A 12,797-nucleotide genomic window follows, 5' to 3' on the forward strand; every position below is an offset into this window, starting at 1 on the left:
GCGCGCGACGGCGGCCGAGCCGAGGACGTCAGCCCGTGATCGGGCGGCGCACCTGAGGTGCGGTGATCGCCAGGACTGCCAAGTCGTCGTGCCGGCCGGAACGCGCCCATTCGGACGCGAGCATGTGGATGTGTTCCGCGGCTGCCTCGGCGGGCATTCCCGCGCACGCGCCGAGCGCTTCGGCGAGCCTCTCTCCGCCGAACATGGCGTCGCCGAATGGGCCGCCACGGGCTTCGGTGATCCCGCTGCTGTACAGCAGGCACGTCTCACCCGGGGCCAGCAGGACCTCCGCCGTGGTGGCCTCGACGGCCGGTAGCACTCCGAGCAACGTACCGGACGTCGCGACGGGTTCGACCCGGCCGTCCACGCGGACCACCAGAGGCGGCAGCTGGCCGGCGGCCGTCACCCGTACGCGGGCCGATGCGCCGTGCCGCGAAACCGAGGCCAGTGCCAGCGTGACGTACCGTGCGTCGCCGTCGTGGCGGAGGACGTCGTTCAGCAGGTTCAGGATCTGGTGGTGATCGCTGACCAGCCGTAGCAGTGCGTGCAGCGCGGTGCGGACCTTCCCGCTCAGCACCGCGGCTTCGAGTCCCTTGCCGCACACGTCCCCCAGCACGGCGACCGGCTCTGCGGTGGTGCCGGAGCGTGGGTAGACGTCGTAGAAGCCACCTCCGACGCGGTCGGGGTCGGTCGCGGCCTGGTAGCGGCCGGCGAAGTCGACTTCGTTGATCCGGCCGACCCGGGGCGGACGCAGCTGCCTGGCCAAGGTGGCGGCGGCCGCGGTTTCCCTGGCGACGAGCCGCGCCGTGGAGATCGCCAGGCCGGCCCGGGCGGCGAAGGAACGCACGAAACGTTCGTCGTCTTCGGAGAAGGCCGGCCGGGCTGTGCCGCGCAACAGCACCAGCGCACCGACCGGGGTGCCGTGCCCGGGCAACGAGGTCACCGCGACCGAGGCGACCGGACCGAGGCCCGGCGCCGCCAGCCAGGGCGGCACCAGCGCCGGGTCGATCCAGGCCGACGGGATCGGGGGGAACCCGGTGAGCGCCTCCGCCAGCCCGGGCATCGTCTCCGGGTCGATCGGCAGGGAACGCGCCCGGGCGCGCTGCCCCCGGATCGACCGGGTCACGTCGTGCTCACCCGGTAGTTCGCCCGGTGCCACGACCAGGGCGACATCGGCCAGGTGCGTACCGGCCAGCTCCGCGGTGATTCGCTGGCAGCGCAACTCGTCCGCCGACGACAACTCCGCGGACAACCGGGCCAGCAGTGCGGTGTGGTCGCGCTCCGCCAGCAGCTCTTGCCTGGCTCTGTCGCTGTCGGTCACCTCGGACAGCCACCACAGCACCGAGCCGTCGAGCTGGTCCACACGGTGGCTGGCGAACCAGCGGTCGCCGATCCGGCCTCCGGCCGCGGGTTCCGATGGGCCGGCCAGCCAACCGGGCACCGCCGGAAGGAGCAGGTCACCCGCTCGCAACGCCGGGAACAGCACCCGAGCGGCGGCGTTGAGCGCGATGCATCGATTGTCCCGCGCCTGCAACGCGGGCGAGGGCGCACTGAGCCAGGCGGTGTTGTCCGGAGCCGAAGCGGGTAGATTTTTCACATCAGCAGAGCACCCCCAGGTGGTGGGCTCCTCACCCCATCGCCGCTCGACAGCAGGTCGAGCTCAAGACTAGCTGCTCGAGCGAGCGAATGCAGGCCCTGAATTCGCCGTGAGACGCGGATGCATCGGTTGCGCGTCGGTTGGCTCGCACCGGGAGGCCGGTGGACGACCCTGTCGGGCTTTCACCTCCATGCACAAAGGCCGGAGGAGCCAATCGCTTCAGGCGATCACCTGCCTGCCGCGAACCTGGGGCAGCCGCGCTCCCGAGGCGGCCGAGGAAAGCCTTGTCGCCGTCGAGCCGCCGGTCGGCGCGGTGGTCGTGCTGGGCGAGTAAGCCGCCGGCCGCGCCTGCACGCCCGCCACGATCGATTGAATGATCATCTTTCTGCCAGCTGGTTTCCGGTCGGTCGCGCACGATGACCTGAGCAGCAGCCGAGGTGGAGGTCGGTCGATGAGTGGCGTGTCGTGGCGAAAGGGGCCGGCGCTCCTGGTGGTGGCGACACTGCTCGCGTGGTGCGTGTCCGCGTTCGGGCCGCCCACGCGCGCCGCCGCCGCGACCCACGACTGCGGGTTCGCCTCGGCGGGCACCGGTACCTACGCGCGGACGCTGTGCTGGTTCGACCTGTCCGGTTACGACGCCGCGGAGGCCACCTCCGCGGCGGGCCAGCGGCTGACCTTCGCGCTGCCCGGCGGCTACCGGCTCGCGGTCACGCTCAAGGTGTCCGGCGGTCCCGTGGCCGCGAACCGGCTGCCGACGTATTCCGCGGCCTACCTGGGCAATTCCGGGCACTACACGGGTGTGCCCGGACGCCCGGCGCTCTACCAGACCTCTTTCGGCACGACGACGGTGGCCGCGCTGACCGACATCGTGGCCACTGACAGCACCGGAGCAGTGGTGCAGGGGTACGGGCTGGTCGGCGCGGACGCCGAGTCGACCGACGCCGGTGAGTCGATCGAATGGACCTCGTCCTCGGGACTCGAGTCACTGACCGCGACGGGAACCGATCCGGGGATCGGGAACGCCTGCGGCGGGGGGTACACCGGCATCGGCACGCGGACCGTGCGCTGCACCGGTCGCACGGGCGCGAACAAGACCGGCACCGCGATCATCTCCGCCGAAGACCCCACGTCGTTCAGCCAGCGCATGGTGGGCGGCGGGCGCCAGGCAGTCGGGTTCGGCGTGCTGGTCTCCAGTCTCCAGCTGGCCAAGAAGGTCGTGCGGGGCTTCCCTGGCGACTCGTTCGCGGTCTCGGTCGCGGCGCCGGGTGGCAGCGTGCTGGCCTCGGCCGACACCGGTGGCGGCAACTCGGCGAGCACCGGCGAAGTCACCGTGCTGGCCGGGGCCCGTGGTGGTGATTACACCCTGCGCGAGACGGCGACCTCGGGCCTGGAGTCCAATTACGACAGAGCGTGGTCCTGCACCCGCAACGGCAAGGCGGACGGGGAACTGCCCGCCGGCGACGCCGGTGACTCGGCGCGGGTGCACGTCGGCATCGGCGACTTCGTGTCCTGCACGGTCACGAACACGGGGAAACCCGTGAAGCTGAAGCTGGAGAAGCACGCCGCGGCACCGGTCGACGTGAACCGCAACGGGATCACCGACGCGGGCGACACCATCGGGTACACCTTCACCGTCACCAACACCGGCGCGCTCGAACTGCACGACATCGCCGTGACGGACGCGAAGGCCGGGCCGGTCACGTGCCCCCGCCCGAGCCTCGCACCGGGGGAGTCGCAGACCTGCACCGCGCAGGCGCCTTACGTCATTACCCCGGCCGACGAGAACGCCGGGGAGGCGGTCAACACCGCGACCGCGTCCGGGCTGCCTCCGGGCAATGCCACCCGGGTGACGTCCGACCCGTCGTCGACCCGCACCCCGACCGAGAAGCCCGCCCCGGCGCTGACGCTCAAGAAGTCGGCTTCACCCGACAACCCGGACGCCTACACCGCCGGTCGGCCGATCACCTACTCCTTCCTGGTGACTAACACCGGTAACGTGCCGGTGAACGAGATCGGAATCGACGAAACCGCCTTCTCCGGCAGCCGTGTCCTGTCCACGGCCGTCTGCCCGGTCGCCACGCTGGCTCCCGGCGCGAGCACGACGTGTACGGCCAATTACGTGCTGACCCAGGCCGACGTCGACGCGGGCCGGCTGGACAACACCGCCACCGCGAACGGCAAGCAGCCCGGCTCGCGGGTCCCGACCACGTCGAACCCTTCGAGCGTTTCGATCCCGACGCCCGCGCACCCGGCGATCACCTTGGTCAAGACCGCCGATCCGGCGACCGTCGACCGCGCCGGCCAGTCCGTCGGCTACACGTTCGTGGTCACGAACACCGGTGACGTGACGTTGCGGGACGTCGGTGTCGACGAGGTCCGCTTCACCGGCTCCGGCCCGGCGCCCGTCGTCGCCTGTCCGGAGACGGTGCTCGCCCCGGGCGCCGCGCAGACGTGCCGGGCGACCTACTCGGTCACGCAGGCCGACGTCGACGCGGGCGCGGTGGAGAACACCGCTGTCGCGCGCGGAACGCCACCCCGCGCGACGGAACCGACGACGTCGGAGCCGTCGTCGGCGAAGGTGACCGCCACGCGCTCGGCCGCCCTTGCCCTGGTGAAGTCCGCCCGGCCGGCTGTCGTGACGTCTGTGGGGGAGCCGATTCGCTACTCGTTCACGCTCGAGAACACCGGCACCGTGACGCTGACCGAGGTGGCGATCACCGAGGGCGCCTTCAGCGGCAGCGGGCCGCTGGGCGCGATCACCTGCCCGGACGGGAGCGCGGTGCTCGCACCCCGCCAGGTCGTCACCTGCACGGCGGACTACGCGGTGACCCAGGCCGACCTCGACGCCGGTCGCATCACCAACAGCGCCACGGCGGCGGGCACCCCGCCCACGGGCTTGCCGACGGTGCTGACGCCGCCGGCGACGGCGGTCGTGACCGCCGGTGGCGGGGCCGCGCTCACCCTGGTCAAGTCCGCCGAACCGGCCACCGTGGCCGGCGCGGGCGAGACGGTGCGCTACCGCTTCGCCGTGACCAACACCGGAAACCGCACCCTCGCCGAGGTGTCCGTGCGCGAGACGGCGTTCAGCGGCACCGGCCCGGCGCCGGTCGTCGAATGCCCGTCGCGGACGCTGGCGCCCGGGCAGGCGCAGACCTGCACAGGCACCTACACCTTGACCCAGGCCGATGCCGACGCCGGCACGGTGACCAACACCGCCGAGGCGACCGGCATCGCCCCCGGTGGTGAACCGGTCACCTCCGGCCCGTCGCGGGCGAAGGTGACCGTGCCCGGCAAGCCGGGGCTGTTGCTGGTCAAGTCCGCCGATCCGGCTGACGACGGGCACTTCCGCGCCGGGCAGACGGTCACCTATTCCTTCGTGGTCACCAACACGGGGAACCGCACGCTGACCGCGGTCGAGGTGCGCGAGACGGCGTTCTCGGGCACCGGACGGCTGTCCCCGCTGTCCTGTCCGGGCGGCGGCGCGACGGTGGCCGCGCTGGCTCCGGGGGAGCAGGCGGTGTGCACCGCAGCCTACGTGCTCACGCAGTCCGATGTGGACGCCGGAAAGGTGTCCAACACGGCCGTCGCCACCGGTACCCCGCCCCAGGGCGACCCGACGGTTTCGGATCCGTCGACCGTCGTCGTGCCGACGCCGCCGGACGCCGCGCTCACCCTGGCGAAGACGGCCTCGCCGGGTACGGTGTCCGCGGCCGGGCAGGAGGTCACCTACTCGTTCGTCGTCACCAACACCGGCAATGTGACGCTCTCCGCGCTGTCGATCCGCGAAACCCGCTTCACCGGCAGCGGCGGGGCACCGGTTGCGGTGTGCCCGGCCGGTCCGCTGGTGCCGGGGCAGCACGTGACGTGCACCGCGACCTACCGGGTCACGCAGTCCGATGTGGACGCCGGGCGGATCGACAACACCGCGGTCGCGTCGGGAATCCCGCCGGCGGGCGGTCCGGCGGCGGAGTCGGCGCCCGCGAGCGCGACGGTGCGGGTTACCGCCGCCGCGGCACTCGCGATCACCAAATCGGCCCGGCCGGTCGACGTGAACGGCGACGGCGTGACCGGCGCCGGCGACCGGATCGAGTGGACGGTCACCGTCGGCAACACCGGTGCGGTCACCGTCCGGGAGATCCGGGTCGACGACCCGTCCGCGGGCGTGGCGACTTGCCCCGCGACCGAGCTGGCGCCGGGCCAGGCGATGACGTGCACGGTGCCCGCGCACACGGTCACCGCCGCCGACGTGGCCGCCGGCCGGGTGCGCAACGTCGCCACCGCGGCCGGCACCGGGCCCGACGGGTCGCCGGTGCCCGCCGGGCAGGCGGTCGCCGTCGTCCCGGTAGCACCGGCACCGACCGGCGGCCCGCACCGGCTCCCCAGCACCGGCACGGACGTGGGCAGGCTGCTCGGCCTGGCGAGCGTGCTGTTCCTGGCCGGGGCAGCGCTGTGCGCGGCCGTCAGGCGACGGGACGTGACCCGGTGAGCCGGCCGGGGCAGGCCGCGGACCCCTTCATGCGGTCGTCACGCGGCCGTCGTGGACTTCGGCGATCCGGTCGACGGCGGTGAGGTGGGTGCGGTCGTGGGTGACCAGGACGGTCGCGGTCGCGCGCTGGTGGGTGAGGCGGGTGATGAGGTCGAGGACGGCGGCTCCCCGCTCCTGGTCGAGGGCGCTGGTGGGTTCGTCGACGAGGAGGACGGTGGGGTCGTTCATCAGGGCGCGGGCGATGTTGACGCGTTGGCGCTGGCCGCCGGAGAGCTGGTGCGGGAGGCGGCCGGCCTGGGGGCCGAGGCCGACGGCGTCGAGCAGGTCCAGCGCGCGGGTGCGGGCCTTGGCCGGGGAGCGGCCGTCGATGGCGGCCATGACCTGGAGTTGTTCGGCGGCGGTGAGAGCGGGCAACAGGTTGGGCTGCTGGAAGACGACGCCGATCTTGTGGCGGCGCAGATCGGTGAGTTCGCCGCGGGGGAGGCCGGTGGCGGTGGTGCCGTCGATGACGACGGTGCCGGAGTCGGGCGTGATCAGTGCCGCGGCGACGGCCAGCAGGCTGGACTTGCCCGACCCCGACGGGCCGACCAGCGCGGTCAGGGTGCCGCGGGGGACGTCGAGGGTGACGCGGTCGAGTGCGGTGAGGCGGGTGTCGCCGTCGGGGTAGGTGAGGGTGACGTCGGTCAGGGCGAGGCTCATCGGGCGCTCCCGAGTGCGGTCAGCGGGTCGACGGAGGTGATGCGGCGGATGGCGAGCGCGGCGCCGAGCGCGCCGAGCAGAACCATGGCGGCGGCGGGAACGAGCACGGTGGCGGGGGTGAGGACGAAGGGGATCGCGGTGCCGGCGAGCGCGGCGCCGAGTGCGGCGGCGAGCCCGGTGCCGGCGAGGGTGCCGCCTGCCAGCAGGACGACGGCCTGGCCGAGCGCGTCCTTGAGCAGTCCGGACGTGGTGGCGCCCAGTGCCTTGAGGACGGCGATGTCGGCGCTGCGCTGGATGGTCCAGACGGTGAAGAAGGCGCCGATGACCAGGGCGGAGATGGCGAACAGGAAGCCGCGCATCAACTGCAGGGAGCCGTTTTCGGAGGTGTAGGAGCCGATCGCGGCCAGGGAGTCGTCCCGGGAGACCGTGGTGGTGCCGGCTGCGTGGTCGGTGGTGTCGAGGTCGGCGCCGGACGTCGTGGTCAGGGCGATCACGGTCGCGTCTCCGCCGGTGGGCGGGGCGATCGCCCGCCAGGTGGCGAGGGTGGTCCAGATGACGGGGGTGTGGCTGTACCAGGCGTCGCCGGACACCGCGGCCACGGTGAGCCGCCGTCCGGCCAGGGTGATGCTGCCGCCGGGCCGAGTGCCCAGGTCGGCGGCGGCCGTCTCGGACAGGACGACGGAGTGCTCGGTGAGCCGGCCAGAGCCGGGGGCGAGGCTGGATCCGGGCAGGACACCGAAAGCCGAGACGCCGGTGCTGCGGTCGCCGGCGTCGGCTTTGGTGGTGGTGATGCCCAGCGGTTCGGCGCTGGTGATCCCGGGTGTGGCCGACCACCGCTGCCACTGCGCCCGGGTGACGGCGGAGTTGGCGTAGGACAGGCTCTGGCCCCCGCTGGGGGCGGCGAAGGCGATCTTGTCGGCGGCCAGGCCGGCGATGGCGGACACGTTCTGCCAGCCGAGCCCGGCGGTCAGTCCGGACAGCAGGCCGACCAGCAGGGTGATCAGCACGATGACGGTGCCCATCAGGGCGAAGCGCCCTTTGGCGAACTTGAGGTCTCTCCAGGCGACGAACATGGCGTCGATCGTCGTCGCGGACCACCGCTGCGGCATCGGGCCGGGGATGGCACTTCCCGGGCCGGAATGCGGCGCGCCGTCTCCACCTTTCGATAGAGGTGGCTCGAGCCACGGCTCCGTAGGCTGGGAAGCACTGTGAACACCGCTCCTGCCCTGACCCCGACCAGCCGGGTGCTGACCTGGTGCCTGCACCTGCTGGTGCTCGCCCTGCTCGCCTTGGCGGCGGTGCGGGCCGTGGCCGGGGGCCACGCTCACACCGCCGCGGTCGTCGCGGTGGTGGTGGCGTGCGCCGTGGTGTACGCGGCCGGGCCGCTGCTGCCGCGGGTTCGCGCGTCGCGGTGGGCCGCCGCGGCGTGGCTGGGGCTGCTGAACGCCGGGTGGCTCTTGCTGGTGGTGCTGACCGCCGACGGGGTGTGGGTCGCGTTCCCGCTGTACTTCCTGCAGCTTCACCTGTTGCCGCGGCGCTTCGGGCCGGCCGCGGTGATCGCGACGGCGGTGGTCGCGATCACCGCTTTCGCCGCCCACCAGGGTGGGTTCAGCCCGGCAGCCGCGATCGGCCCGGCGCTCGGTGCGGCCGTCGCGGTCGCCGTGGTGTGGGGCTACCAGGCGCTGTACCGGGAAAGCGAACGCCGTCAGCGGTTGATCGAGGAGCTGACCGAAACGCGCGCCGACCTGGCCGAGGCGCAGCACACCGCCGGGGTGCTGGCCGAGCGGGAGCGCCTGGCCCGCGAGATCCACGACACCCTCGCTCAAGGGCTGTCGAGCATCCAGCTGCTGCTGCGCGCCGCCGGCCGGTCCCTGCCCGAAGCCTCGGGCAATGCCGCCCGCTACGTGGAGCAGGCCCGCCAGGCCGCCGCGGACAACCTCGCCGAGGCGCGCCGCTTCGTCGCCGCGCTCACCCCGCCGGCGCTCGACGACACCACGCTGGCCGGTGCGCTGGAACGCTTGTGCGCCACCACCAGTACCCGGCACAGGCTCACCGCGAGCTTCCACGTCACCGGCGACCCGGTCCCGCTGCCGGCCGCGCACGAGGTCGCGCTGCTGCGCATCGCCCAGGCCGCGCTCGCCAACACCGTCCGGCACGCCGGCGCCGCCACCGCCGAGATCACCCTGAGCTTCCTCGGTGACGAGGTCGCCCTCGACGTCGTCGACGACGGGGCCGGCTTCGACGACAGGACACTGCCGGTGGCCGATCCCGGCGAAGGCGGGTTCGGGCTCGCGGCGATGCGTACCCGCAGCCAGGCGCTGGGTGGCTCCTTCGCCGTCGAGTCGGCACCCGGTCGCGGCACGGCGCTGGCCGCCCGGCTTCCCCTGCCCGGCGATACCCGGCTCGAGGCCCGGTCGTGACCGGCACCCCGATCCGGCTGCTGCTGGCCGACGACCACCCCGTCGTGCGGGCGGGACTGCGCGCGGTACTGGAGACCGAGCCCGGCCTCGTGGTGGTCGCCGAAGCCGCGACAGCCGAAGCCGCCGTGGCGCGAGCAGCCGAAGGGGACATCGACGTGGTCCTGATGGACCTGCAGTTCGGGCCCGGGATGACCGGAGCCGACGCGACCGCGGCGATCACCGCGCGGCCGGGCGCGCCCCGCGTCTTGGTCGTCACCACCTACGACGCCGACGCCGACACCCTGCCCGCCATCGAGGCCGGGGCCACCGGGTACCTGCTCAAGGACGCCCATCCCGACGAACTGGCCGCCGCGGTGCGGACCGCCGCGTCCGGGCGCACCACCTTGGCACCGACCGTCGCCGACCGGCTCCTCGATCGGATGCGCCGACCCGATGTCGCGGTCACCCGGCGGGAGATCGAGGTCCTCACCCTGGTCGCCGACGGGCTGTCCAACCGGGCCATCGCGCAGCGCCTGCACCTGACCGAAGGCACGGTGAAGTCGCATCTGGCGCGCTGCTACACCAAACTCGGCGTCGACTCCCGCACCGCCGCCGTGGCGACCGCGACGGACCTGGGGCTCATCCGCCGCTGACGCCGGGCGGCCTGCTGAGCGTTTGCCGTTTCCCTGCGCCGGGGTTCGCGGCCGGCTGCGCGGGTTGTCACTGCCTGATCAAGCCCGTCCGCCGTCTCTCGCGACTGGCCAGGTCGGTCGCGCTGGTCAGCGTGGCCGTGGTGTAGGCCGGATCGGCGGCGTGGATCCTGAGGTCGCGGTCGAGGACGAGATACGCGGCGGGAGCAGCTTGGAATGCCGGGTTCGAGCACCCTTGCGAGCCGACGGGCCCCGGCTCGGAAATGTGCTCGACAGGCTCGACCGGTGCCGGATCACGGCGTGCAGCACCTCGGCGGGCCTCACCGTCGTCTTCGTCGCGCTGCCCTCGGCGATGACGAGCGCTGTGTTCGGCTCTCCTTATTTCAGCTTCGATGCCAGCACATCGAGTTGCGCGATGTCCGGCGGCTTCGAGAACAGCTCGTCGGCCCGCGCCCCGAGGGCTTGGCCGACTTTTCCCTGCAGGTGGGTCGTGCGGCCGGCGTCGTCGGGGAAGAAGTCCACGATCGCGTAGGTCGTTGGTCCGAGTTTGACGGCGAACCAGGGGTAGGTGTCCGGCTCGTCCTCGACCAGCGAGCGGCCGGTGTTGAGGAATTCTTCGACGTCGGCCTCCTTGCCCGGCTGTGCCTCCAGTGTGACGAGCAGTCCCACCGTGACGGCCATGTCTGCCTCCTGCGGTTCGTTCGGTCTCCGGACCGGTCCCAGCATCGGGCGGGGTGGCGGGCGGGGCTTCGGCCCGCCGGGCCCGAGATCGACCGCGGTTGTGGGCCTGCCGGGCGGAGGCGCCCGGGGCCGGACGGCACCAAGCTGGGGGCTCACCACCGCGTATCCACGGCAGGAGGAACCTGGCCATGATCGTCAGGTCGGAGTCCGTGTCGCTGGAGGACGCCCGGCGGGTTGCCATCGCGGGGGAGGCCAAGGCCGCTGAGAGCAGGACCAGACGGTGGCCGAGGCCGCGGCGAAGGCCTTCTGACGACCGTCCCGTGGCGAGATCGGCCGAGCTGCAGCGTGAGCACTCGTCGGACTTCCCAGTCTTGGAGTACGAGATCCTGTCCGTGCTCGCTGCCGCTCTCGCCATCACCGCTCACCGCGAACGAATCCGCAATGGACAGCGCGATCAAAAGGGGGCCGCCCCGACCGCAGTGAACACCTGATTCCGCGGTCGGGGGGCGAACCGGCTGCTGGACTGGGGCGCAACGGCGGCTATGACCGTGTCGCCGGTCTCGCCCCCCTGCCGGACGTGGGTGGAGGCACGCCCGTTGCCAGGGGCAGGTAGTACGGGTTCTCCAGCAGTACTCCGCACATCAGCACCTGTGGGTGGGTCTTGAGCAGGTCGAGGACGATGTTCTCGCGGTACCGCGAGATGTCGTAGACGCACAGGAACGCTTGCGGGTAGCGGCTGGTGAAGTCGTTCAGCGCGGCCTCGTACCGGAACAGTTCGGTCAGTCCGGCATGCCCCGGGTCTCGGCGTCTGACCGGACCCCTGATACGACGAAAGCCACGTCTACCTGCGTAAACGTGGCTTGTCCGTCGGGCTGACAGGATTTGAACCTGCGACCCCTTGACCCCCAGTCAAGTGCGCTACCAAACTGCGCCACAGCCCGGACCCGCACTCCCTGAGTGCGTGAGAAGTACTCTAGCGTGCCCTCCGAACCGCCCTGCAAGCAGGGTCCCCAGTCCCTCTGATCTGCGAAAACACCACAAAAGGACTGGGGGCGGGGCTTACGCAGGGTTGCCGGCGTGGGTCAGGGTCTGCCATGCCACGAACAGGTTGTTCGAGCCCGCCGGGCGCTGGCGCTCCGTCAAGGTCTGGGTGTTCGACATCGCGATGCCCAGCCGGGTGTTCAGGGCGTTGAAGCCCACCTCCGTCACCGGGCCGAGGCCCAGGTTCAGGTGGCCTCCGCACAGCCATGACGGCACCGCCGCTCCCAGCTGGTACTTCGACTGGAAACCCAACGCCTGGCGCAGGCGGGTGCCGATCTCCGTCGGGTACACGTCTTCGCCCTGGATGCGGAGTGTCTCGGCCACGTCCGCTATGGCCGCTATTCCGTAGCCTGTGTGGGTGAAGTCGCGGCAGGTTTCCTGGGTCAGGCCGTCCACGAATGTCGACTGGCCCTGCCAATAGTTCACGATCTGGTCGCGGGAGGACAGGCCACTGCCCGGGACCGTCTTCGGGAGCGCGCCGTCCGATGACAAATACACGTACGCCGCGACGCGGTTGCGGTAGCGGGTTACCGCCTTGTCGTAGCTCGTCCTGTCCTCCAGGAACACCGAAATGCCTACCGCGGCCTCCATCATGGACAGTTCCCAGTTACCGTTGCTGTTGCTGCCGTTGATCACCTTGCTCAGGTAGACATTGCGCAACATCGTGGCGAAGCGGCCCGAGTTCGGCCAGCTCGAGTACGTGTACTTGATGATCTCCGCCGCCCGTGGCCACGACGAGCCCGCCCAGCCCGTCTGCAGCGGGGCGTTGCTGTTCGTGTGGCTCGTGATCACCGCCGACCACGCGTCCATCAGGGCGATCGCCTTCTGCGCGTAGCGCGCGTCGCCGGTGATGTACCAGATCAGGGCGTCCGTGTACGCCGCCAGTGCGTCTTCGCGCTCGTCCGTACAGCCGTAGTTCGGGTTCGAATACGAGCCGCATTCGACCACCGCGCGCGGCTTCGGCGTCCGGGACAGGGACGCGTACGAGCTGGCCCGTGCCTGGTCGTACGCCGCCTTCCACGGCTGGGCGCCCGCGTTCACCTTGGCCTTGACGAAGTCGAGCTGCGGCCGGCTCACCAGCACGCCCGGGTGGGTGAACGCGGCCGGGGCTGCCAAAGCCGGGGCCGGGGCCGGGACGGCGGCCAGGCCCACGAGCAGGGGGACCAGCGCGAGCACTTTGCGGAATCGGGACATTGCTCTCCTCGAGACGACGGTGTCTGGGGACGCGCGTCGGCTCAGTGTCA

At 71.9% G+C, this 12,797-nt stretch carries 10 protein-coding genes and 1 tRNA gene; 3 read left to right on the top strand and 8 right to left on the bottom strand.

Going from position 1 to position 12,797, the window contains the following annotated elements:
* Positions 1-28: 28 nt before the first annotated feature.
* Entirely contained in the window at positions 29-1,597 is a 1,569-nt protein-coding gene (locus HUT10_RS00380) for a PP2C family protein-serine/threonine phosphatase (RefSeq protein WP_176169345.1), read from the bottom strand.
* Positions 1,598-1,816: 219 nt separating this feature from the next.
* On the bottom strand, positions 1,817-1,978 hold the full coding sequence (locus HUT10_RS00385) for a hypothetical protein (protein ID WP_176169346.1): 162 nt from the start codon (positions 1,976-1,978) through the stop codon (positions 1,817-1,819).
* A gap of 70 nt (positions 1,979-2,048) precedes the next feature.
* Here HUT10_RS00385 and HUT10_RS00390 point away from each other — a divergent pair, with 70 nt between their 5' ends.
* Positions 2,049-6,083: a CshA/CshB family fibrillar adhesin-related protein gene (locus tag HUT10_RS00390; RefSeq protein ID WP_176169347.1), complete on the top strand. Its 4,035-nt coding sequence runs from the start codon at positions 2,049-2,051 to the stop codon at positions 6,081-6,083.
* 27 nt (positions 6,084-6,110) lie between these two features.
* Here the strand turns inward: HUT10_RS00390 and HUT10_RS00395 are convergent, their stop codons facing one another.
* Both HUT10_RS00395 and HUT10_RS00400 read right to left on the bottom strand, forming a co-directional pair.
* On the bottom strand, positions 6,111-6,782 hold the full coding sequence (locus HUT10_RS00395; protein WP_176169348.1) for an ABC transporter ATP-binding protein: 672 nt from the start codon (positions 6,780-6,782) through the stop codon (positions 6,111-6,113).
* Positions 6,779-7,855, bottom strand: coding sequence for an ABC transporter permease (locus tag HUT10_RS00400; protein ID WP_176177601.1), 1,077 nt, complete (start codon positions 7,853-7,855; stop codon positions 6,779-6,781). Before HUT10_RS00400 ends, HUT10_RS00395 begins: the two co-directional genes overlap by 4 nt.
* A 135-nt stretch (positions 7,856-7,990) precedes the next feature.
* Between HUT10_RS00400 and HUT10_RS00405 the strand changes: the two genes are divergently transcribed.
* Together HUT10_RS00405 and HUT10_RS00410 are read left to right on the top strand one after the other, a co-directional pair.
* Entirely contained in the window at positions 7,991-9,202 is a 1,212-nt protein-coding gene (locus HUT10_RS00405; protein ID WP_176169349.1) for a sensor histidine kinase, read from the top strand.
* Positions 9,199-9,834: a response regulator transcription factor gene (locus tag HUT10_RS00410; protein WP_176169350.1), complete on the top strand. Its 636-nt coding sequence runs from the start codon at positions 9,199-9,201 to the stop codon at positions 9,832-9,834. Before HUT10_RS00405 ends, HUT10_RS00410 begins: the two co-directional genes overlap by 4 nt.
* Positions 9,835-10,209: 375 nt before the next feature.
* Here HUT10_RS00410 and HUT10_RS00415 read toward each other — a convergent pair whose 3' ends face one another.
* From HUT10_RS00415 to HUT10_RS00430, 4 genes are all read right to left on the bottom strand, one after another.
* Entirely contained in the window at positions 10,210-10,512 is a 303-nt protein-coding gene (locus HUT10_RS00415; RefSeq protein ID WP_176169351.1) for a putative quinol monooxygenase, read from the bottom strand.
* 540 nt (positions 10,513-11,052) lie between these two features.
* Positions 11,053-11,421 (bottom strand): MEDS domain-containing protein, encoded by a 369-nt coding sequence (locus tag HUT10_RS52005; protein ID WP_176177602.1) that lies wholly within the window; start codon positions 11,419-11,421, stop codon positions 11,053-11,055.
* Positions 11,380-11,453, bottom strand: a tRNA-Pro gene (locus HUT10_RS00425). Before HUT10_RS00425 ends, HUT10_RS52005 begins: the two co-directional genes overlap by 42 nt.
* Positions 11,454-11,571: 118 nt before the next feature.
* Positions 11,572-12,747 (bottom strand): alginate lyase family protein, encoded by a 1,176-nt coding sequence (locus tag HUT10_RS00430; RefSeq protein WP_176169352.1) that lies wholly within the window; start codon positions 12,745-12,747, stop codon positions 11,572-11,574.
* Positions 12,748-12,797: the final 50 nt, after the last annotated feature.

It is taken from the genome of Amycolatopsis sp. Hca4 (assembly GCF_013364075.1).
Classification (GTDB): Bacteria; Actinomycetota; Actinomycetes; order Mycobacteriales; family Pseudonocardiaceae; genus Amycolatopsis.